This window comes from Nostoc sp. DSM 114159 (assembly GCF_053470285.1).
The window spans coordinates 6,720,331-6,740,797 of sequence record NZ_JBPFEH010000001.1 but is presented as its reverse complement, the minus strand read 5'-3'; the positions used below and the strand labels follow the sequence as shown (position 1 = coordinate 6,740,797).

Here is a 20,467-nt window from a genome sequence, read left to right as displayed (position 1 = left end):
GTTAATTTTTGTAAAAAAGGTAGTAGTATGTTTTTACGACATTATTTAATACAATTGAGTGTTAATATAAAGGATATTGATATGTAATAGATGTATAGTTAACGCTTTTGAATGATAACTGAACACCAGCAAAGCTTTTGCAGTACTGGTGTATAGAGGTGTTAAGTAGTATTCTAGGTAACTTAATTAAGGTGGTAGAGATATTAGGTAGTGATAGCTATTAGCTTGATACCTTTCTTAATTCACCCATCTAGGAAAGGTAATTTTTTAAACCCTCTGCATACTAGTATTTTACTACTAGTGTTGTTTTTATTTGGACAGCAAGTCTTCAACCTCTTGATTGCACAACTAAATCATCAGGCATATAACCAGATAACCCATGCTTTATTCATCGGGCGAGAAGGAGAACGTCTACTCAATGCTGTAATCGATAATCAAGAAAAAGGTTTTCTAGAAAATTCTAGTCAGGGACGAACTAATCCGATAAATTATCGTCAGAAAAGGCCCAGCTTCCACAACAGCTTCAACCATCTGTACAATCTCGTACAAGACAACCCTGCTCAAATAAAGCAACTGGATAAAATTAAATATATCTATAACCAGTGGCAAAAGGAGTTGAAGCAAAAAGCGCTTTCTGGTTCTGTAAGGAATTCTGCTTTGACAAAAAGCACTTTATTTGATTCTTTGCATAACGAGATTGAGAAACTCATTCAGCACGAAGAGATGCTTTTGAGAGTTCGCAAAAATCGTATACAGTACTTGAATAGTATTAACACTACGATCAATATTTTCAGCACATTAATCATTTTATTAGTAGCAATTTTAAATATCCAGTTGTTGCATTGGCGAGTCAAACTTCCATTAAACAAATTGACACAAGTTTGTAAACTTTGGCAAGCGGGACAAATGGAAGTGCAACTATCCCATTCTTCTATAGATGAGATCGGGCAACTAGCTGGAGTTCTTAACGCGATGGCTGATAAGACTCGTCACCGTCAACAAAGTATTGAGGTGCGTAACCAACAGCTTGAAGACATGATGTCTGCACTTTCCCACGACCTACGTATTCCTTTACTTGCGACTCGTAACACTTTAGACTGTATGCTTAAAGGAGCTTTTGGTTCAGTCAATGACACTTGGAAGGAAGTTTTTGAAGAATACCATGAAGCTAATGAGGATCTGCTTAAGCTTGTGGAACTTTTGTTAGATATCTCCCGTTATGAAGCAGGCAGCGCTTGTTTAATGTGCGATCGCCTAAACTGGGAAAAGATTTTAATTAAAGTAATTAGTCAGATAAAAGCAACATCTACACGTGAGTTAGCCTTCGTTTGTAAAACTTCTCAATTGCTGCCGGCTGTCTATGGCGATCAACTAGAAATTCAAAGAGTTTTACAAAACTTACTTGATAATGCTGTACGGGTAAGTAAGCCTAACGGGGAAATTCTGATTGAGATAACGCCTTATCAAGAAGAACAAGTGCGGATTTCGGTGCGCGATATCGCGGTCCAGGAATTGCACCACAAGCTCAGGAAAAGCTGTTCCACCGCTTTATTCAAGGACGAGGGCATCGGGGAAGAAGTGGGCTTGGTCTGTACTTATGTCGTCAAATTATTGAGGCTCACGGAGGAAACATTGGTGTTGAAAGTTCTCTTGGAGAAGGAAGTACTTTCTGGTTTACTCTCCCAAGTGCCATAAATCAAGTTGATAGTAACGATGAACAGAATATAAACAGATGTAGTAATAATGATACCTAATATTAACAAAGAGAAAACTGTACAGGTTCTATTAGTTGACGATCACGCTTTAATCCGCCGAGGGATGAAAGGGCAATTTAGCCTAGAACCTGGTTTTAGTATAGTTGGAGAAGCATTGGACGGTGGAGAGGCTGTTGAATTAGCTAGTCAACTCCAACCAGATGTAGTTTTAATGGATATCGATCTACCAGTTATGGATGGGATTACAGCCACCCAGCACATAAAAAGTAACTGCTTGACTACTTGTGTTCTAGCCTTAAGTGCCTTCGACGACGATATTCAGGTCATGGGAATGCTTGCAGCTGGTGCTGATGGTTACTGTCTTAAAACCATTGAATGGGAACAGCTCATCGCCGTTATTCAATTGATACTTCAAGGTGGTGCTTATTTAGATCCTCTAATCGCTCAAAAAGTTGCTCGGATGCTGAGGTCTACCGCTGTCGTTCCCGATGTTTCTGTATCTCAGGTAATAGCGCAACCTATTCTCAGTAATCGCGAACGCGAGATTCTTAAACTTATTGCACAGGGGCGCTCAAACCAGCAGATTGCAAACCAACTCTACCTCTCACTCGGAACCGTTAAGTCTTATGTACGTATGATTCTCAACAAACTTAGCGTTGACGATCGCGTTCAAGCAGCAGCTTTAGCTGTACGCCAAGGGCTGATTTAAGCTTAGAGGAATTTATGTAAACAGTCAGATAATTCTGTCAAAGTGGTAGCCAGTGGTGAGATGTTATTCACAAGTTGTTCTGACCACAAAATGTAAGGCTGAAGTAGTTGATGCTGGAAGTGCTCAGGTATGGGTAGACATAGTACTAATACATGAGGTTTAAACAAAGCGATCTCTTCCGGCGTGGGAATACAATAATATGGAAAAACTTCTGCATTTTGTTTGAGGCAATGACTGCTGACGCGTTGCACGGTCATAACATTTTTACCAATAACCATAATTCGGTGTCTTTTCATATATCTACACTTATCTGCAAATGGAAAATTCCTACTAGAAAATGGTTTTAGCGATCGCAAAGGAAGTGCGATGGCGTAACCGTCCAGCGTAGCCGATCGTCAGCGTTGAATAAACGTAACAATAAGGCTTTGGGCGAATAAGTTGAGCTAAATCATCAGTTAAGAGCAAAAAGATAGAAAGAAGAAAGATTTATTTTTCTCAAAGAGGCTCAAGTCATTAACAGATAAGAAGCATAAGCAATTAAATGGCAATCTTACAACTTTACAGACTGCCATTATTACTTGACTATGGCAATGACAAGATAAACAAAACTTCTCACTCATTACTGGAAATATTTTCACTCAACATATCATCTGTTTAACATCAATTCTGTGTGGCAATAATTGTTGGTTATTTTATTTCTTTACTTGTCAAAGCTCTGATTTTTTTGGTTTTTATGTCCTGTAGTCAGTCAATCGGCGTTAAAAAACAAAGCTATGTAAAGAAATGTAACTTCACCGAATAGCTTAGAAATTGGTTATTGTATAGGTTTGAAAAAATTAAACATACCTTTGCTTTATTGTACCTACTTACCTGATTATGAAATTTAGATTATCTGTACGCCACAGCCAAACGGATAGTTAGCTGGATAATTTTATTCCTCATTAGGACACTGTATAAAAAATAATTTAAGTAGCCATCAGATAGTATTTTGCATCGGTATTTGCGTACGAAAGTATACGTAGGTTTCGCGAGGTTTTGACTCAACCTTGTGAATAAACTCTCAATTCGGATCGAATGTTTTATGGTACTTACACATTAAAAAGTTAAGTATCTCAAAAGGCCTAATCGATCAAAAGTTTCAGTTTTGTTGCAGGTAATGTTCGCTTAGCAGCAGTCATAATTCTTTGTGTCAATTAATGTATAACCTGTCAGTAAATTTCCGGTGAGCAGAAAATATGGGCAATGCTCTGAATTCTACTATTTTGCAACTCTAGATGGCGAGCATTAAATTATATGGCAGACCGAGTTAATTTTCTCGATACTGATTTTGATCGTATGCCTTTATATGAGGCAATTGAACTATTACTGATGCAGTTGCTGAAGCGGCAGGGTGGTCGAGTGTATTATGCTAACGCCCACACGATGGTAACTGCTGCCAAAAACCCAGCATTGGCAAAAGCCTTAGAGCAGAGTGATTTGTTGTTGGCAGATGGGAGCGGAGTTCGTTGGGGTAGCGCTTTGTTGGGTACACCATTGGTGCATAATCTCAATGGCACTGATTTAGTTCCGGCTTTGTGCAAAGAAGGGGCAGCAAAAGGTTTATCAGTTTATTTTCTCGGTGGTAAGCCAGGTGTCGCTGAAGAAGCGGCAGCTAACCTCAAGAAAGCCTATTCTGGGTTGATAATTGCCGGAACTCAGCACGGCTATTTTCCTGAATCACAAACGCAGCAAGTATTAGAAGCTATTCGGATAGCCCGCCCCCACCTGCTGTTAGTGGCGATGGGCGTACCCCTACAGGAAATTTGGATTAACCAATACGCTAGTCAATTGCCTCGTATCACTTGTATGGGTGTGGGGGGTCTGTTCGATTTTATGGCTGAACGTGTGGCCCGTGCCCCCTATCCAATTCGTTCTGTTGGTATGGAGTGGCTGTGGCGACTGGCAATGGAACCGACTCGACTTTGGCAGCGCTATCTTCTAGGCAACTTTATCTTTTTACGTTTAGTACTAACCTACGCGTTTGCTCGACGCCAAAGTGAAGAACAAAGTAGCCAAATCACATTAGCTACAAGAAATAAGTCTGGATTTGAAAACGATTTGAACTTTTAATTCATCACCAAGACTGATTAAAAGTTGCTTGTAACACTACTCTTTGGGTGATTCATCTAGTCAAAGTAAATTTTATAAATAGTTCAAGCTTAACCGCTTTACTTAAGGGGGTTTTGATATGCAAGTTGATATGCAAGTTTTAGATGATATCCATACTCTTCCTAAAGTTAAAGTTCCAGTTCATCCTTCTGTAATCAGTAAAGCCAAGCGAATGATTGACATCTTAGGTGCTGTTATTGGGCTATCGATTACACTATTCTTAGCAATTCCGATTGCGATCGCGATTAAGTTAGATAGCCCAGGCTCTATATTTTACAGTCAAATTCGCTGTGGTTTGAATGGGCATCACTTCCGAATTTGGAAGTTCCGTTCGATGTCAGTTGGAGCTGACCAACTTAAGCATCTAGTTAAGAATGAAGCTCAAAGCGATCGGATATTCAAAAATGAGAATGATCCCCGCATTACCTGTGTAGGAAAGTTTCTTCGCCGCACTAGCTTAGATGAACTTCCTCAGTTTTGGAACGTGCTGCTGGGGGAAATGAGTCTAGTCGGTACCCGCCCTCCTACTCCTAATGAAGTAATACACTACTCAAAGCACCACTGGGAACGTTTGAATGTCAAGCCGGGTATGACTGGTGAATGGCAGGCTCATGGTCGCTCCAGTATTAAAGACTTTGAAGATATTGTTCACATGGACTTAGACTACCAACGTAAGTGGTCTATCGTTTATGATATTAGTTTAATCTTCAAAACTTTAAAAGTTGTGTCATCAAATAAGAGCAGTGCTTGCTAACGTACTGCGATCTACTTCTAGTGCTAAATAAAAACTTACTTCTTGTGATTGATGAGGCGATGCGGCTGCTGTCATTATTAAAAGAGAGCGATCGCACCTGGGCAATTAAACGACGTTTGACAGCAGATTGTGACTTTTCCTGATGGCGAGAGGCTGTTGGTCAATAACGAGAAGAAGTATACTTTTAGCAGAAGGTACAGGATGAGCGGTTGGGAGTATGTCAATGCACTTTTGCTTTGAACCGATGAATGCGGCTGAGGCAGAAAAACTTACTCGCTGGCATTATCAGCCACCTTACCAAAGGTATAACAGTACATCTGATGAAACACTAATTGGGTCGTTTATAGACCCTGAAAACGCTTACTATAGCATTCTTGACAATGGGGAACTGGTTGGTTTTTGCTGCTTTGGTAAGGAGGCTGAAGTCCCAGGAGGTGATTATGCAAAGGACTCACTCGACTTTGGTTTGGGAGTGCGCCCCGACCTCACGGGTCAGGGAAGGGGACAGATGTATATTGCAGATGTCCTCAATTTTGCACGTTCAAAGTTTAATCCCACCCTATTTCGCATTACAGTGGCAGCATTTAATAAACGTGCGATCAAAGCATGGAAAAAAGCCGGATTCCGACAGGTACAATCATTTCAAGCACTAGATGATAAGGAACTATTTATTATACTGGTGCGGCATATTTGAGAAGTCTACTGTAGAACGACGAATTATTTGACCAGAATGGCAGATTGTTTGTCATCAATCTAAATTTTTCTAGGTTTCTTGTTCCAGCAATTTCTATAACTTCATGCCAGAAATCCTAAAAATTAGATACTGAATGCTTACGCGACTTGACTACTTTACTCAACTTCCTCACAATGAATTAACAGCTTTTCCATCGCTTCTGCTAGAGAAATCAATTCTGTCCAAGAGGAACCACTAACTAAACTTTGGGCGTGAGCTAATCGGTTTCGCAACTGTTCAGCAGACTTGAGGAAACGTTCTCCAAACCGTTTTGATTTTAGTCCTAGTTGCTGAAGAAGTTCTGGTTGATTTAAAATCAACTCTCGCTTATCACAGAATTGCAGATAATCTAACAAATCGGTGGCTTCGTTTCTTTCCTGACTCTCTCGCCATAATCGTTGAGCAACTTCTAAGCGTTCAGGTTTAAGGACTTTTTGCCAAGAATCTTGAGGATAGTAAATCCGCACCAGCCGCAGCAAATTCATTTCTAGCAGCGTTACTAAGCCAAACAGTAGCATTCGCACGGGTGCTTTCTGCAAATCACCACAGGTAACAATACCACTTACTTGATTGCAATCCAAGACAAACAATCGCGGAGTTTGCTGCAAAATGGGTAGCAACTTGATCAGTGGAGTGGAAATGGCAATTAGTTCTTTGGGATGAAACACCCGTTGATAGTCGCTACATTTACCTTTTTTGCCTGGGATCAAACTAGAGCGTTCTACATAACCGCTAATAATATCTCCCGTCTCCACGCCGATAACATCAAAATTTTGTGCTTGCATCCAATGCAGCACTTCTTTCGCCTCCGCATCAGCTGGCATAGCTTTTAGGGGTTCTGCTACGTATTCAATGGTGATATTGTTCTCAAATAAACTCCGCAGGTCTTGAGAACGTGATTTTAGGTGTTTCATCCCCCAGCTGTGAACTCAGGTTAAATAATCCTACGACACTCACGCGATGTCTGCGACGGGCTACGCCTACGCCAGTGGAATTTTCTGTTAGATTATCCTTGCGTAAGCGTAGCTACCCCAACAAATACCATCTTAGTTGGTATCATTTTAGTGATGATTTAGACAATCTCAAGTAACAAAATATTTCGCATCTAGAAAAAAATAAATATATATGTAGTTAACTATATGAGAATAGTTGATTAATTGCGGTAAAAATGCCGAAAATCCCGACAAAAAAATGTTATTACTAAAACGACGTATCGAATTGATACTTGATAGAATTTTACCAAGATAACCAAAATTGATAATAATATTATTATGCCAAGAAAAGAACAAGGATGGGTTACATTTCAAACCTCAGAGGACGAGCGGAAGATTCTAGAGGAGTTCTGCGAACAGTCTCAACGCACTAAGACTGAGATTCTGCGGGAACTGGTGCGTAGTCTCACTCAGCAAAGCTTGGTACCAATATCACCACCAACTCACCAAGAACAACAGGAAGATATCTACTACACTCAAAAGCCTGACATAGAAAGTAGTATTCAAAAGAAATCACTAAAAGTTAGCTCTCGCAATATTCTTAAAGGTGTAATTAAACGAGTTGTTTATGGAGCAGTTAATAGTGAGGTTACTCTGGAGATTATTCACAAAGTAGAATTAACTTCGATTATCACCAGAGCTTCCGCAGAAGAGTTGGAATTATCTGAGGGAAAAGAAGCTTATGCAGTTATTAAATCTAACGATATTGTCATTGCTAGGGAATAGAAATACATTGATTATGGGTGTTATATCAGGTTTGGTTAAACACTTATAATATCTGTATGTTGGGTTTCGTTCTTCAACCCAACATTAATTGTTTCGTTATTTATGTTGGGTTTCACTGTCGTACCCCTACGGAGAAGCAAGCTACAGCCCAACCTACATTGATAGGTTTTATTATAACTAATCACCCAAACTTGATATTAGATATTAAGAGAATAAGCTTTATTCACTAAGATTTTAAAGAATTGAGTATATATAGTTGATGCGATCGCTGATGTAATAGCTCTTTTTGTGTAAATGTAATACAGCATAGGGTAGCACAGTTATTCTACCCTACTGAAGTTGACACTGATAACAGATGTGCCATCCTACCCTTGCACCACGAAATCTGATGCACTGAGAGTTGGCGCACTAGTCAGAGTTGCAAATAGACCGCCATTGCCAAAACCAGCCGCACTACCATTTTGGTTGTAGAACAACTGCCCACTCACAGCGTCGTAGATAATTTTTGCTGTGCTGGTCGCGACTGAAGAAGTAATTTTAAAATCACTGGCATGACTAAAACCCGTTCCTGCAGTTGAAGCGATCGCACTAAAAGTAGTTTTATCTAGAATAATCTTATCGCCTTGGGAATGCTTGAAATCAGCGATCGCATCTACACCAACAGCAACACTGGCAAAAGCAGCATTGGTGTTGTACAGGAAAGAGTCGGCACCCGCACCACCTGTAAGAATATCATCGCCAGCACCACCGATGAGAATATCATCGCCAGCACCACCCCGCAGCAAGTCGTTGCCACTCAAGCCGTCGATAGTGTCGTTACCCCCCTGAGCATTAATCACATCAGCGGAGTTGTCAAAACCCGTGATGTTATTGTTAAGGTCATTGAGGAATGTCACACTGTTGCTGTTAAAGATACTACTAAAATTCCAGTTGGCATTGAAGACATCATAACTGTCCCTGATAAAAACTTCTTCGTCAAACGATATATTACCAATGCCTACTAATATTCTAGGAGATTCGGGCGGAAGATTTTCCAAGTTTTCCAACTGAAAGTTTTCCAGGGTGACTTTGGTATTTGCAACGTCTTCAAAGGTGAGTTCCAAGTTATTACCATTTTGAGTTAGTTGCAGATTCCGGGCAGTTAAGCCAGCGCCGATAAATTGCAACGTGTCTGAAGAGGCAGTCATCAACAGTGACCCAGTGCCCACACCACCAAAGTCAGTGATGGTCTTATTGCCATCGCCGACTCGGACAACAAAAGAATCATTGTCAGTACCACCAACAAGAGTATCATCGCCAGTACCACCAACAAGAGTGTCATAGCCACTACCACCAACAAGAGTGTCATCACCAGTACCACCCCGCAGCAGGTCGTTGCCACTCAAGCCGTCGATGCTGTCATTACCTCCTTGGGCATTAATCACATCATTGGAATCGTCAAAACCTGTAATGTTGTTATTCAAGTCATTGAGGAAAGTGACGGTGTTTTTGTTGAATAACGTAGTTTGAGTGGAATTAGCATTAATCACATCAAAGCTGTCGTGGATAAATGGTTGTTCGTCAAATTCCCCAAATAGAATATTACCGATAGCAGGTCTTGCTGTCGATGCAGGTAGGTTATCCAGGTTTTGTAGCTGAAAGTTTTGCAGAATGACTTTGGTATTTGCTACACCCTCAAAGGTGAGTTCTAAGTTGTTGCCATTTTGAGTTAGTTGCAGATTGCTGACGCTCAAGTCAAGATACCCAGAAAATTGCAACCTGTCTAATTCGCCAATCACCGACGCTGATGGGTTTGCTCCAGTACCAATACCATCAAAATCAGTAATGATGTCAATGCCATCTCCTTCCCGAATAATAAAGTTGTCATTTCCACCGTTACCTGTCAAGGTATCATTACCAGCTAGTCCGTTAAAAGTTTCGTTGTTGGGAGTACCGATGAGGTTATCGTTTTGATCGGTGCCGTTGAAGTCAAGGGTAGGGGTAGCACTGCCATAGATGACATAGCTTTGTCCAGCTTGGAGGTTGCCGTTAGGAGAGGACAGCCATGCTCCAATAATCAAGTCGCCAATGCCATCACCGTTAATATCCCCCGCATTGCTAACCGATCTGCCTGCCTCACGAATGCCACTAATGGCGCCATTGATGGCGAAGCCGTTAGTACCATTCAGAGAAGAGAGGTCGAAAGTGCCGCCACTACCCACATTTTTCCCCCCATACACCACGTAGCTTTGCGAAGCACCAATTGCTCCAATAATTAAGTCGTCAATGCCATCATCGTTAATATCTCCCGCATTGCTGACTGAAAAACCTGAATAGCTTGATGAATTAATGCCATTGATGGCGAAGCCGTTAGTACCATTCAAAGAAGAGAGGTTGAAAATCCCGCCACTGTCCACATTCGTCCCCCCAAATACCACATAGGTTTGTCCAACTTCATTTATGAAGTTGCGGGAGGCCAGCCATGCGCCAATAATCAGGTCGTCAATGCCATCACCGTTAATATCTTCTGCATTGCTGACTGAGATGCCTAATTCATCACCACGATCAATTCCAGTGATAGTAAAGCCATTGGTGCCATTTAGGTCAGAGAGGTTAAGAGTGCCGCCACTACTCACATTTGTCCCTCCGTACACCACATAGGCTTGCCCAGCATACTGTTTGCCGTTGGGTGAGGCATGATATGCTCCAATAATTAGGTCATTAATGCCATCGTTGTTGATATCCCCTGCATTGCTAACTGAGTAGCCTGAGAAGTCATCCGCAGCAATACCGTTAATGGCAAAGCCATTAGTACCATTGAGGTCAGAAAGGTTTAGAATGCCCCCACTTGCTACATTCGTTCCCCCAAACACTACATAGCTTTGCCCAGCACCAGAGTTGCCGTTAGGGGAGGCATTAAATGCCCCAATAATCAGGTCGTCAATACCATCATTGTTGATATCCCCCGCATTGCTGACCGACGAGCCTAAGTAGTCACGCGCATGAATCCCGTTGATGGCAAAGCCATTAGTGCCATTCAAGTTAGAGAGGTCGAAAGTGCCAGTACTTCCTACATTTGTCCCCCCAAAAACTACATAGCTTTGTTCAGCATGAGAGTTGCCGTTGGGGGAGGCATAGGATGCCCCAATAATCAGGTCGTCAATACCATCATCGTTAATGTCCCCTGCATTGCTAACTGAGGTGCCGTTAATTAAAAAGCCATTAGTGCCATCTAAAGAAGAGAGATTGAAGGTGCCGCTTCTGGCTACATTCGTTCCCCCAAACACTACATAGCTTTGCCCAGAAAAATCGTTGCCATTGGGAGCAGCACCAGATGCCTCAATAATCAGGTCGTCAAAGCCATCATTATTGATGTCTCCTGCATTGCTAACCGACGAGCCTAACTGATCTTCAACAGCAATGCCGTTGATGGCGAAACCGTTGTTGCCATTCAAGGAAGAAAGAGTAAATGATGAAATAGCCATAATTTTCTCCTATAGTCAGGGAGTAAACTTTAAAGGTCTAAACTAGAAATCCCGTGTTCTAAACTGAAAGTATTGTTATAAAGTGCCACAATTATAAATCAGCAAAACAACGCGCTTTTAATATGGGATTTCTTAATCAGGATAACTGCGATGTCTACGACAGGCTGTGACGCTCCTACGTCGCTAACGCTACGCTATCGGTGACGCTAATTATCTACTAGCTATATTTTCGCTGATTAGTCTATATCGCTTTTCCAACTGTTACAATCAGCTTATTCATAACTTTATGAAAACAATATACATTATCTATACAAAAAACATTCTGTAATAATACCAGTTCAAAAATGTTTGCGACAGATACCCCACCTGCGCTAACACGCACCCTCCTTTTAGCAACTACGGTTTACAACACACAAATCTCTTGACCTGTAATGGCATTGCATCGCATAACAATGGCATTGCATCGCATAACAATGGCATTGCATCGCATAACAATGGCATTGCATTGACTGACAATGGCATTGCATTGACTAACAATGGCATTGCATTGACTGACAATGGCATTGCATTGACTAACAATGCTATTTCTCTCGTTTCCATGCTTTGTATGAGAACGAGTCAAGCCTTATCAAGCTAGATTTTTATAACTTTTGCGTTAACCGTAGCCCTGACCAAGGGGAGGATTCGGGAGGTAGGGCAAACGCATAATTACTCTTAACCTTTTTGAATCGCTGCTTGATAGCGACCTAGCGCAATTAAAGGAAAGTATTGTTGATACAGATGATACTTGAGATAAAAATGGCAAGGGAAGCCAGTACCTGTAAAGTCAGCCTCAAACCAAGTACCATCGGGCTTTTGAGTTGCCACCAAATAGCCAATTCCCCGTTCAACGGACTCAAGAGCTAATTTACCTGTTGCTTCCCCTGCTGCTATTAAGCCTATTATTGCCCAAGCAGTTTGAGATGCAGTACTATTTCCTTGGCCTTTGAGACTGGGATCGTTGTAACTACGGCAAGTCTCGCCCCAACCACCATCTGGATTTTGACATCCAACTAACCAAGCTGCTCCCCGATCTATACTGAGTTTGTGTCTTTGAGGATCGATTAACGCCAAAGCTGACAAAACGCCACTGGTGCCGTAGATATAATTTACACCCCAACGACCAAACCAACAGCCTTCAGTTTCTTGTTCGCGTAAAAGATAAGTAAGCGATCGCTCCAAATTATCACTATCAATTGTCAAATCACAAGCACCCAGCATTTCTAGTACCCTAGCCGTAACATCTGCGGTGTTTGGATCGATCATGGCTTTCAAATCGCCATAAGGGATGGAATTAAGCCAATCTTGGTCATTATCCAAATCAAAAGCAGCCCAACCGCCTGGTTTACATTGCATAGATGCAATCCAGTTTAACGCCCGAGCGATCGCAGCCTGCTTGATTTTTTCATTGGGGAGTTTTACCAAATGTAGTGCCATCACCACCACCGCCGAGTCGTCTACATCGGGATAAAAGCGATTTTCAAACTCAAACGCCCAAGCCCCTGGTTTTCCTTGGCGATTTTTGACAGCCCAATCTCCGTAATCTAAAATTTGTTTTTGCAGCAACCATTCTCCAGCCTTTACTACAGCCGAACGATCTGGTGCAAAACCAGATTCTATCAAAGCACGCATCGCCCAAGCTGTATCCCAGATGGGTGAAATACAAGGCTGAATTCGATAACTATCCTCTGTTTCAATCGCAAAGTTATCAATTGCTTGCAAACCGCGTTCCACAATCGGATCGCTTCGGTCATAATCTAGACAGCGCAAAGCTAGCATTGAATTCAACATCGCCGGAATAATGCCGCCCCAGTCACCTGTAGCTTCTTGGCGCTCTAAAATCCATTTTTCGGCAGCTTTGATGCCTTCTTCACGAAAGGGTACTAAATTCAGACTTTCTGCCAACTTGAACCCTTTATCAAGAGTGAGGAATAAATCCGTCCAATCGCCACTTTCAGGTAATTCCCACCGGACTCGATCGATACCTTCAGCGTATAACTCATCTAGGTTGATAGCTGAGTCAGTCAGAAAAACAGGTTTGCGATCGCATACAATCAGTAATGGTACTGTACTAGAACGTGCCCAGCTAGACATCTCGTAGATATTGACAGGGAAAGCTTCGGGCAACAACATTATCCAAGGTGGTAACGAGGGAATACCGCGCCAGTTGTAGCAACCAATCAAGGCTAGGTGCAACTTGGTAAAAATCCGAGTTTTGCCGATCCCACCTTGTTGGAGAATAAAAGCTTGCGCCCGAATCATCGCCGGATCGGTTGCTGGTACGCCTAGCAATCTTAGAGCCATGTAAGCTTCAACCGAAGTGCTAAGTTCTCCGCCATCACCATAGTAAAGTTCCCAGCCGCCATGCTCTCGTTGCTCTTGACGCAAATATGCTTCAACTTTGTGCAAAGGTCTGGTTTGGTCTGTTCCCCAAATTTTATGCAAGAGGACGACTTCAGCAGTGATGGTGACATTAGATTCTAACTCAGCCCACCAGTACCCTGCCGGATTTTGAATCGAAAGCAGATATTCTTGGCTAGCTGCGATCGCATCTGCGACTTGATTGACTTTTACCCTGTCTTGTGTCTGCATCAAAAACTATTTAACCTCAACACCCAACACTAAATATGAACGCGGTATTACAGCGAAAAAATTTTTTTTCCTCTATCAATAGACATAGTATTCTGTCTGAGTCACTGATAATTTGCAATAGGTCATGGATGTAATTGTATTAGGATTGATGCTCTTATCGTTGACAATTTGGTTAGTATTACTGGGTTTTTGGGGACAGTTTTGGCAAACAGACCAGCAATTAGAGGTTACAGAAACTCAGCTAAAATCATTACCTGTGGTTTGTGCGGTCGTTCCAGCGCGTAACGAAGCTGAGTTAATACCAACTAGTTTGCGATCGCTCTTACTTCAAGATTATCCTGGTTCTTTCAACGTATTTTTGGTAGACGATCGCAGCACAGACCGGACAGCAAATTTTGCCGAAGGGGTTGCACACGCTGTTGGGAAACCCCAACAACTGCATATTATCTCTGGCGCTTCACTACCTCCTGGTTGGTCGGGTAAACTTTGGGCAGTTGAGCAAGGTATAAAAAGTGCGAGTTTATTCGCACCTGACTATTTTTTGTTGACTGACGCAGATATCGAACACGATCCTAGTAATCTCCGCCGACTTGTGAACAAAGCTATGCAGGAAGATTTAGACTTGGTTTCGGTAATGGTGCGACTCAGGTGTGAGAGCTTTTGGGAAAAACTTTTGATTCCAGCTTTTGTCTTTTTCTTCCAAAAACTCTATCCTTTTCGCTGGGTGAATAATCCCAACAATTCCACAGCCGCCGCCGCCGGGGGATCTATTTTGATTCGTAGAGAAGCTTTAGAGCGAATCGGGGGAATTCAAGTGATTCGTCAAGCTTTAATTGACGATTGCGCCCTGGCTAAAGCTGTTAAGAAGAGTGGGGGACAAGGGGACAAGGGGACAAGGGGACAAGGGGACAGGAAGATTAACTCAATGCCCAGTCACGGGCGTATCTGGCTGGGATTGAGTAGCTTGACTCGTAGTTTGCGTCCATATAACTCGCTAGCGACGATTTGGGATATGGTTGCTCGTACTGCCTATACCCAACTGAATTATTCACCATTAATACTATTGGGAACTTTGGTGGGAATGCCTCTAATTTATTTAACTCCACCTGTATGTGTGATTCTCGGTGCAGTTTGGAGTAATTGGGCGATCGCACTTACAGGTATATTAGGATGGCTATTAATGACTTTCGCTTACTACCCGACAATCCGCTTTTATAAATGTTCTGTCTGGTTCGCTTTTAGTTTACCTGCGATCGCTTTTCTCTATACTTTAATGACTCTAGACTCAGCACTCCGTCACTGGCAAGGGCGCGGCGGCGCTTGGAAAGGAAGAGTTTATCCCAACTCAAATAATTTATAACTGGGATAAAATTAGATTTAGAAATTTGAATTAAGAAGCAAGAAACCTTATTCAAAATAAGATGGCTTTACGTGTTGATAATAAAAACAAGCCAATTGATTCACCTCCAAAATCATCTTTACTAGCTGAAACTTCAATGACTGAGGATTTGGTACATTCAGGGATTTCTGTAGTATGGACCTTGGATGATCTCACCATCTGGAAACGAGGTTTCCAAGAACAGAGCGCCTCTGCTACTGGGGAAGAGCATTCCAGTTTGTTCCAAGGGTGGAATACCCAGTTTCTTGGCTCCCCGGAAATCAGTATTGGTCAGGATAGTCCAATCCAAATTAATCCCAGCGAACTCAACATTAGTCAAATTAGCACTGTCCAAAACAGCCCCCGTAAAATCAGCATTGGTCAGGTTAGCGCCATCCAAGGAGGAGCAAGCCAAATTAGCACATCTCAAATTAGCGCTGGTCAAGTTGGCATTAGACAAAATTGCTCCTCTCAAATCGACACCTCGCAAATTGGCGTAACTCAAATTGGCACGCATCAACCTAGCATCCTCAAGATTGGCACCGATCAAGTCAGCCCCTTCCAAGTTGGCATCCTCCAGAAAAATATATGCCAAATTAGCTTCTCTCAAACTAGCTCTAGCCAAATTAGCTCCTCTCAACTTGGCTTCACTCAAATTAGCTCTAACCAAGTTAGCTCCTTCCAAGTCAACTCCACTAAAATCTCTCTCCCCAGCAGCATATTGCTGAAGCAACTCCTCAGCAGTTGTCCTCATCTATAGACCTCCGCAGGAAATTCTGGAATGAACTATATTTGGATTCCAGTAACATTAACATTTCTTAAGTTTACTCAATTCCTTATAGCTAAAATTAAAGTAAGCTGGAAGTGATTGATTCAAAAAATTATGACAACGGCAATACCAACAAATAATCCTGTTATTGTCCCTAAAAAGCTGCCTTTTTTGGAATCAATTTGTTGGCAGACAGCCGATGTATATAGGTTTACTCCAGAAGAAATGCTGAGTCGCTATGAGCGTGGTTGGCAATATCGCAACCTATTTAATAATCTTGAGGCTGAAGAACTCAATTTTCTTCAAGAACTTGCCAGACGCTATAAATCCTGGTTGCAAGTTTATTTATGACCTCCAGATTTGAACACCACAATAAAATTCTCACAGTTCTTGAATCTTTAGATTCGGACATACTTAGGAAGGGTTCTGCTTACTTCGGTGGCGGAACCCTTCTGGCATTTGAGTTTGAAGAATATCGCTGGAGTCAGGACGTTGATTTTATCGCTTCTGTTGGTACAGAAGGTTACAAATACCTGCGGACAGTGGTATTTGAGGGTGGGCATGAAGCATTATTTCGTGATTTAAGTAAAATCCAAGTTGGACGTAGCACAACTGACCAATATGGAATTCGGATGATCGTTTTTGTCGATGATATGCCGATTAAAACGGAAATTATTGCCGAAACTCGTTTTCAACTAGACCCACCAAGATATCTAAAGTGGTCACTCGTTCCCTGCTTAAGCTTTAATGACTGTTTTACCTCTAAGCTGCTGTCAAATTCTGACCGTTACGCAGATGACAGCGTTGAAGCAAGAGATTTAATCGATCTAGCTGTTCTCAGGCTGCGATCGCCAATCCCTCAAGCATCAATTGAGAAAGCTGAAAAAGCATATCAGGTTATCCGCCCTTTGAAAAGAGCGTAGGCGTAGCCCGTCGTAGACATCGCACTTTTTCAAGAAAGACCAGATTACAGGGAGAAATGCTTTCTCGGTCTACAAGTCGATCGAGCTCAAATACCCAAAATTATTATCGATGGAATTGATTTGCTATCTACAGATTTAGGTTTATCTCACACTCCAAGGACTTTTCGAGAACAACATGATGTCTTTGCCGATCTAGAAACACAAATTGAAAAACGAGCAGATTCTTAAACAGGTCATGCCCAATACCCCTAAATCCTTGAGGCTGTTTGTTTAGTACTGGCGGGTTCAACAGGTAATGGTTGAGCCGCTTTCAATACCACATCCAACAACCCTGGAAACAGCACCTCTAAATCTTCACGCCGCAGGATGTTAATATGATGTGTCCCTTCTTTGCGTGTCAAGACTATCCCCGACTCCCGCAAAATCTTGAAGTGGTTGGACATAGTTGATTTAGCGATCGCAAAATCAAATTTGGCACAGCATTGTTCCCCCTCAGTCGCTAACAGTCGCACAATCTCTAGCCGCACCGGATCGCCCAATGCATACAACACGCCCGGTAAAGAAATATTTTTTCTATCTGGATGATAAAGGAATCTCATAGTTGCATTATCTCATCAAGTGGCATATATTTTTATTATTCGATATTATCGAATAATAGAATTAAGTAGGAAGGCAATTTATGTCATCCATTACAAACGTCACAGAAGCCACATTCAAGCAAGAAGTCTTGGAAAGTGAAATTCCGGTATTAGTAGACTTTTGGGCACCGTGGTGCGGCCCTTGCCGGATGGTGGGCCCAGTCGTCGATGAAGTTGCTGTTGAATACGAAGGACAGGTGAAATTTGTGAAGTTGAACACAGATCAAAATCCTACTGTCGCTAGCCACTATGGAATTCGCAGCATTCCGACATTGATGGTTTTTAAAGGAGGTCGCCAGGTCGATACTGTCGTAGGGGCGGTTCCAAAAACTACCTTGAATAAGACCTTAGCACAGCATCTTTAATCTAGTAGTCTGCCAACCCAAAATTGTTAGGTGGAGATTGGGTAAAGGTTAAAGGGAAAAGGGTAAGAGGGAAAGGGAAAAGGAATAAAAAAACCTTTCTCCTTTGACCTTTCCCCTTTTCCCGCCTCTTGCAAAAGTAACTTTTGCAAGAGGTCTATTAGACTCCTGACTCCTGACTTCTGACTTTTGAATTCTGTTTCAAATAACGGGGAAAGAGCGAAATGGACTTGAAATTGCATGGTAAATCCGCACTGGTGAGTGGCTCAACTGCTGGTATTGGTTTGGCGATCGCTCTTGGGCTAGCTCAAGAGGGTGCATCAGTAATTGTCAATGGTCGTTCTGAAGAACGAGTAGCTCAAGCGATCGCTAAAATTAAGCATTCTACACCCGACGCAAAAGTTTCTGGTGTTGTTGCTGACACAGCCACTGCATCAGGAATAGAGAAACTCATTCAAGAGGTTCCTCACGTTGATATACTCATAAACAATGTGGGTATTTATGAGGTAAAAACCTTCTTTGATATTACTGATGAAGACTGGTTAAAGATATTTGAGGTTAACGTCCTCAGTGGAGTCCGTTTGAGTCGGCAATATCTGCAAAAGCAGCTAGAGCAAAACTGGGGGCGGATAATTTTCATCTCCAGCGAATCTGCTATTCAGATCCCAGTGGAAATGATTCACTACGGCACAACAAAGACAGCGCAGCTAGCCATTGCCAGAGGTTTAGCAGAAATGACTGTGGGGACTGGAGTTACAGTAAACTCTGTCCTTCCAGGGCCAACTCGTTCTGAAGGAGTTGAAGAGTTTATCACCAACCTGGCACAGGAACGCGGTATTACTCGCGCTGACGTTGAGGCGGAGTTTTTTCAAAATGTGCGTCCAAGTTCCTTAATCAAACGCTTTGCAACAAATGAAGAAGTAGCAGCGATCGTCGTTTACCTTTCTAGTCCTGTAGCATCAGCAACTAATGGCGCAGCTTTGCGGGTAGATGGTGGCGTTATTCGATCGATTGTCTAGTATTTCAACCACAACCGCATAGTCTATTTACCTGAAATAGCTATAATGCGCCGCACGCAAAATTTAAATCTCGTTTCCAGTCTGAGGCTGGAAATGCACTTCAATTGGGCTGCTTGCTGCCGCGAGTTCGGGAGGCGGAGCCTCAACGACGAGCATTCCCTCGGAGACTGGGAACGAGGCAAATGACAAATACTTCGGCTTACCTCGGCTCCACTACCTCGACTTCGCTCGGCACAAGTCGGTACGAGTCGCTCAGTACAAGTGACAAATGACTAAAATAATTTGGAGATATAACCAATGACTACTGAGATCGACTTATTCTCTCCTTACCAATTAGGAAATCTGGAACTGCCTAACCGGATAGTGATGGCACCCTTAACCCGAAACCGCGCAGGTGAGGGAAACGTACCACACCAACTGAATGCTACTTACTACGTCCAACGTGCTTCCGCCGGACTAATTATTTCTGAAGCAACACAGGTAACTCCTGAAGGACAAGGCTATCCCGCGACACCAGGAATTCATTCATCAGAACAGGTGGAGGGATGGAAGTTAGTAACCGATGCCGTACATCAGCACGGCGGCAGAATTTTTCTGCAACTATGGCACGTAGGCAGAATTTCTCACCCTGATTTACAACCGAATGGAGTTTTACCTGTGGCACCTTCTGCCATTACTCCTAAAGGTGAGGCTGCAACTTATGAGGGGCCAAAACCCTTTGTTACTCCTCGTGCTTTAGAAACTTCAGAAATACCGCAGATAGTCGAACAGTACCGTCAGGGAGCGGCAAATGCCCTAGCGGCTGGGTTTGATGGGGTGGAAATTCATGCAGCTAATGGTTATTTAATAGATCAGTTTCTGCGCGATCGCACGAATCAACGCACAGATAAATATGGGGGTTCGATTGAGAATCGCGCTCGATTTCTGTTAGAAGTGACAGAGGCGGTAACTAGTGTGTGGGATTCTAACCGAGTTGGGGTACGTTTCTCTCCCAGTGGGACTTTTAACGATATGCATGACTCCAATCCTCTGGAGACATTCGGTTATGCCACTCAAGCGTTGAACCAGTTTAATTTGGCATATCTGCATATTTATGAGGCAACAGAAGCAGATATTAGACATGGTGGGATAATAGTACCCACTAGTCATATACGCGACCGCTTTACAGGTACACTGATCGTCAATGGCGGTTATACTCGTGAAAAAGGCGATGCAGTACTGGCAAATAAAGCAGCAGATTTAGTTGCCTTTGGCACATTATTTATATCAAATCCCGATTTACCCCGACGCTTCGCTTTGAATGCACCACTAAATGAACCAAATCAAGCCAGCTTTTATGGCGGCGGTGAAAAAGGATATACAGACTATCCATTTTGGTCGGCGGCTAACGAGCAGGTGGTCAATGCCTAATTCTTCTCATCTAAATAATTAAAACCTACTTGCCGCACTCTAAAGTATCAAATCAAACTGAGGATTTTTAGATTTTTCCCAGATACAACATCAGTA

At 42.4% G+C, this 20,467-nt stretch carries 21 protein-coding genes and 1 pseudogene; 14 read left to right on the top strand and 8 right to left on the bottom strand.

Annotated elements, in window-relative coordinates; translation table 11 throughout:
• Positions 1 to 723: 723 nt before the first annotated feature.
• The 3 genes and pseudogenes from ACR5KR_RS28500 to ACR5KR_RS28490 all read left to right on the top strand — a co-directional run.
• Positions 724 to 1,527, top strand: a pseudogene (locus ACR5KR_RS28500) (histidine kinase dimerization/phospho-acceptor domain-containing protein); the annotation flags it as partial.
• Positions 1,512 to 1,754 carry a sensor histidine kinase gene (locus ACR5KR_RS28495; RefSeq protein ID WP_448270362.1) on the top strand — a complete coding sequence of 81 codons (243 nt, stop codon included), beginning with the start codon at positions 1,512 to 1,514 and terminating at the stop codon, positions 1,752 to 1,754. The pseudogene ACR5KR_RS28500 and the gene ACR5KR_RS28495, both read left to right, overlap by 16 nt.
• A complete protein-coding gene (locus tag ACR5KR_RS28490) occupies positions 1,744 to 2,424 on the top strand; it encodes a response regulator (protein WP_448268831.1) in 681 nt (226 codons plus the stop codon). The genes ACR5KR_RS28495 and ACR5KR_RS28490 overlap by 11 nt, the downstream gene beginning before the upstream one ends.
• A 2-nt stretch (positions 2,425 to 2,426) precedes the next feature.
• On the opposite strand, the gene ACR5KR_RS28485 is transcribed toward ACR5KR_RS28490, so the two are convergent.
• Both ACR5KR_RS28485 and ACR5KR_RS28480 read right to left on the bottom strand, forming a co-directional pair.
• A complete protein-coding gene (locus tag ACR5KR_RS28485) occupies positions 2,427 to 2,720 on the bottom strand; it encodes a hypothetical protein (protein WP_448268830.1) in 294 nt (97 codons plus the stop codon).
• Positions 2,721 to 2,754: 34 nt separating this feature from the next.
• Positions 2,755 to 2,889: a hypothetical protein gene (locus tag ACR5KR_RS28480; RefSeq protein WP_448268828.1), complete on the bottom strand. Its 135-nt coding sequence runs from the start codon at positions 2,887 to 2,889 to the stop codon at positions 2,755 to 2,757.
• 828 nt (positions 2,890 to 3,717) lie between these two features.
• On the opposite strand from ACR5KR_RS28480, the gene ACR5KR_RS28475 reads away from it, so the two are divergent.
• From ACR5KR_RS28475 to ACR5KR_RS28460, 4 genes are all read left to right on the top strand, one after another.
• A complete protein-coding gene (locus ACR5KR_RS28475) occupies positions 3,718 to 4,533 on the top strand; it encodes a WecB/TagA/CpsF family glycosyltransferase (RefSeq protein ID WP_445628578.1) in 816 nt (271 codons plus the stop codon).
• Between the two features lie 118 nt (positions 4,534 to 4,651).
• On the top strand, positions 4,652 to 5,326 hold the full coding sequence (locus ACR5KR_RS28470; protein ID WP_445628577.1) for a sugar transferase: 675 nt from the start codon (positions 4,652 to 4,654) through the stop codon (positions 5,324 to 5,326).
• 20 nt (positions 5,327 to 5,346) lie between these two features.
• Positions 5,347 to 5,469: a hypothetical protein gene (locus ACR5KR_RS28465; protein ID WP_448268827.1), complete on the top strand. Its 123-nt coding sequence runs from the start codon at positions 5,347 to 5,349 to the stop codon at positions 5,467 to 5,469.
• Between the two features lie 80 nt (positions 5,470 to 5,549).
• Complete coding sequence (locus ACR5KR_RS28460) at positions 5,550 to 6,020, top strand: GNAT family N-acetyltransferase (protein ID WP_448268826.1); 471 nt, start codon at positions 5,550 to 5,552, stop codon at positions 6,018 to 6,020.
• A 155-nt stretch (positions 6,021 to 6,175) separates the two neighbouring features.
• Here ACR5KR_RS28460 and ACR5KR_RS28455 read toward each other — a convergent pair whose 3' ends face one another.
• Entirely contained in the window at positions 6,176 to 6,973 is a 798-nt protein-coding gene (locus ACR5KR_RS28455; protein WP_094352776.1) for a hypothetical protein, read from the bottom strand.
• Between the two features lie 357 nt (positions 6,974 to 7,330).
• On the opposite strand from ACR5KR_RS28455, the gene ACR5KR_RS28450 reads away from it, so the two are divergent.
• Positions 7,331 to 7,777 (top strand): TOBE domain-containing protein, encoded by a 447-nt coding sequence (locus ACR5KR_RS28450; RefSeq protein WP_445628574.1) that lies wholly within the window; start codon positions 7,331 to 7,333, stop codon positions 7,775 to 7,777.
• Between the two features lie 365 nt (positions 7,778 to 8,142).
• On the opposite strand, the gene ACR5KR_RS28445 is transcribed toward ACR5KR_RS28450, so the two are convergent.
• From ACR5KR_RS28445 to shc, 3 genes are all read right to left on the bottom strand, one after another.
• Positions 8,143 to 11,241 carry a beta strand repeat-containing protein gene (locus tag ACR5KR_RS28445; protein WP_445628573.1) on the bottom strand — a complete coding sequence of 1,033 codons (3,099 nt, stop codon included), beginning with the start codon at positions 11,239 to 11,241 and terminating at the stop codon, positions 8,143 to 8,145.
• A 396-nt stretch (positions 11,242 to 11,637) separates the two neighbouring features.
• The gene (locus tag ACR5KR_RS28440; protein WP_448268825.1) at positions 11,638 to 11,841 is read right to left on the bottom strand and encodes a hypothetical protein; all 204 of its coding nucleotides are present in this window, start codon (positions 11,839 to 11,841) and stop codon (positions 11,638 to 11,640) included.
• Between the two features lie 114 nt (positions 11,842 to 11,955).
• A complete protein-coding gene (gene shc, locus ACR5KR_RS28435) occupies positions 11,956 to 13,872 on the bottom strand; it encodes a squalene--hopene cyclase (protein ID WP_448268824.1) in 1,917 nt (638 codons plus the stop codon).
• Between the two features lie 124 nt (positions 13,873 to 13,996).
• Between shc and ACR5KR_RS28430 the strand changes: the two genes are divergently transcribed.
• Entirely contained in the window at positions 13,997 to 15,232 is a 1,236-nt protein-coding gene (locus ACR5KR_RS28430) for a glycosyltransferase (RefSeq protein ID WP_448268823.1), read from the top strand.
• A 157-nt stretch (positions 15,233 to 15,389) separates the two neighbouring features.
• On the opposite strand, the gene ACR5KR_RS28425 is transcribed toward ACR5KR_RS28430, so the two are convergent.
• Positions 15,390 to 16,004: a pentapeptide repeat-containing protein gene (locus tag ACR5KR_RS28425; protein ID WP_448268822.1), complete on the bottom strand. Its 615-nt coding sequence runs from the start codon at positions 16,002 to 16,004 to the stop codon at positions 15,390 to 15,392.
• Positions 16,005 to 16,133: 129 nt separating this feature from the next.
• Between ACR5KR_RS28425 and ACR5KR_RS28420 the strand changes: the two genes are divergently transcribed.
• Positions 16,134 to 16,370: a hypothetical protein gene (locus ACR5KR_RS28420; RefSeq protein WP_448268821.1), complete on the top strand. Its 237-nt coding sequence runs from the start codon at positions 16,134 to 16,136 to the stop codon at positions 16,368 to 16,370.
• Complete coding sequence (locus ACR5KR_RS28415; protein WP_448268820.1) at positions 16,367 to 16,942, top strand: nucleotidyl transferase AbiEii/AbiGii toxin family protein; 576 nt, start codon at positions 16,367 to 16,369, stop codon at positions 16,940 to 16,942. Before ACR5KR_RS28420 ends, ACR5KR_RS28415 begins: the two co-directional genes overlap by 4 nt.
• Positions 16,943 to 17,190: 248 nt before the next feature.
• On the opposite strand, the gene ACR5KR_RS28410 is transcribed toward ACR5KR_RS28415, so the two are convergent.
• Positions 17,191 to 17,541, bottom strand: coding sequence for an ArsR/SmtB family transcription factor (locus ACR5KR_RS28410; RefSeq protein ID WP_094352782.1), 351 nt, complete (start codon positions 17,539 to 17,541; stop codon positions 17,191 to 17,193).
• Positions 17,542 to 17,621: 80 nt separating this feature from the next.
• Between ACR5KR_RS28410 and trxA the strand changes: the two genes are divergently transcribed.
• The 3 genes from trxA (at position 17,622) to ACR5KR_RS28395 (ending at position 20,371) form a co-directional block, all read left to right on the top strand.
• The gene (gene trxA / locus ACR5KR_RS28405) at positions 17,622 to 17,945 is read left to right on the top strand and encodes a thioredoxin (RefSeq protein WP_292829099.1); all 324 of its coding nucleotides are present in this window, start codon (positions 17,622 to 17,624) and stop codon (positions 17,943 to 17,945) included.
• Between the two features lie 221 nt (positions 17,946 to 18,166).
• Positions 18,167 to 18,961 (top strand): SDR family NAD(P)-dependent oxidoreductase, encoded by a 795-nt coding sequence (locus ACR5KR_RS28400; protein WP_445628566.1) that lies wholly within the window; start codon positions 18,167 to 18,169, stop codon positions 18,959 to 18,961.
• A gap of 297 nt (positions 18,962 to 19,258) precedes the next feature.
• A complete protein-coding gene (locus ACR5KR_RS28395) occupies positions 19,259 to 20,371 on the top strand; it encodes an alkene reductase (RefSeq protein WP_448268819.1) in 1,113 nt (370 codons plus the stop codon).
• Positions 20,372 to 20,467: the final 96 nt, after the last annotated feature.

Coding starts and splice junctions, on each gene's coding strand:
- ACR5KR_RS28490 (WP_448268831.1), top strand. CDS start 1,744: ATGATACCTAATATTAACAAAGAGAAAACTGTACAGGTTCTATTAGTT.
- ACR5KR_RS28485 (WP_448268830.1), bottom strand. CDS start 2,720: ATGAAAAGACACCGAATTATGGTTATTGGTAAAAATGTTATGACCGTG.
- ACR5KR_RS28475 (WP_445628578.1), top strand. CDS start 3,718: ATGGCAGACCGAGTTAATTTTCTCGATACTGATTTTGATCGTATGCCT.
- ACR5KR_RS28470 (WP_445628577.1), top strand. CDS start 4,652: ATGCAAGTTGATATGCAAGTTTTAGATGATATCCATACTCTTCCTAAA.
- ACR5KR_RS28460 (WP_448268826.1), top strand. CDS start 5,550: ATGCACTTTTGCTTTGAACCGATGAATGCGGCTGAGGCAGAAAAACTT.
- ACR5KR_RS28455 (WP_094352776.1), bottom strand. CDS start 6,973: ATGAAACACCTAAAATCACGTTCTCAAGACCTGCGGAGTTTATTTGAG.
- ACR5KR_RS28450 (WP_445628574.1), top strand. CDS start 7,331: ATGCCAAGAAAAGAACAAGGATGGGTTACATTTCAAACCTCAGAGGAC.
- ACR5KR_RS28445 (WP_445628573.1), bottom strand. CDS start 11,241: ATGGCTATTTCATCATTTACTCTTTCTTCCTTGAATGGCAACAACGGT.
- ACR5KR_RS28440 (WP_448268825.1), bottom strand. CDS start 11,841: ATGGAAACGAGAGAAATAGCATTGTTAGTCAATGCAATGCCATTGTCA.
- shc (WP_448268824.1), bottom strand. CDS start 13,872: ATGCAGACACAAGACAGGGTAAAAGTCAATCAAGTCGCAGATGCGATC.
- ACR5KR_RS28430 (WP_448268823.1), top strand. CDS start 13,997: ATGGATGTAATTGTATTAGGATTGATGCTCTTATCGTTGACAATTTGG.
- ACR5KR_RS28425 (WP_448268822.1), bottom strand. CDS start 16,004: ATGAGGACAACTGCTGAGGAGTTGCTTCAGCAATATGCTGCTGGGGAG.
- ACR5KR_RS28420 (WP_448268821.1), top strand. CDS start 16,134: ATGACAACGGCAATACCAACAAATAATCCTGTTATTGTCCCTAAAAAG.
- ACR5KR_RS28415 (WP_448268820.1), top strand. CDS start 16,367: ATGACCTCCAGATTTGAACACCACAATAAAATTCTCACAGTTCTTGAA.
- ACR5KR_RS28410 (WP_094352782.1), bottom strand. CDS start 17,541: ATGAGATTCCTTTATCATCCAGATAGAAAAAATATTTCTTTACCGGGC.
- trxA (WP_292829099.1), top strand. CDS start 17,622: ATGTCATCCATTACAAACGTCACAGAAGCCACATTCAAGCAAGAAGTC.
- ACR5KR_RS28400 (WP_445628566.1), top strand. CDS start 18,167: ATGGACTTGAAATTGCATGGTAAATCCGCACTGGTGAGTGGCTCAACT.
- ACR5KR_RS28395 (WP_448268819.1), top strand. CDS start 19,259: ATGACTACTGAGATCGACTTATTCTCTCCTTACCAATTAGGAAATCTG.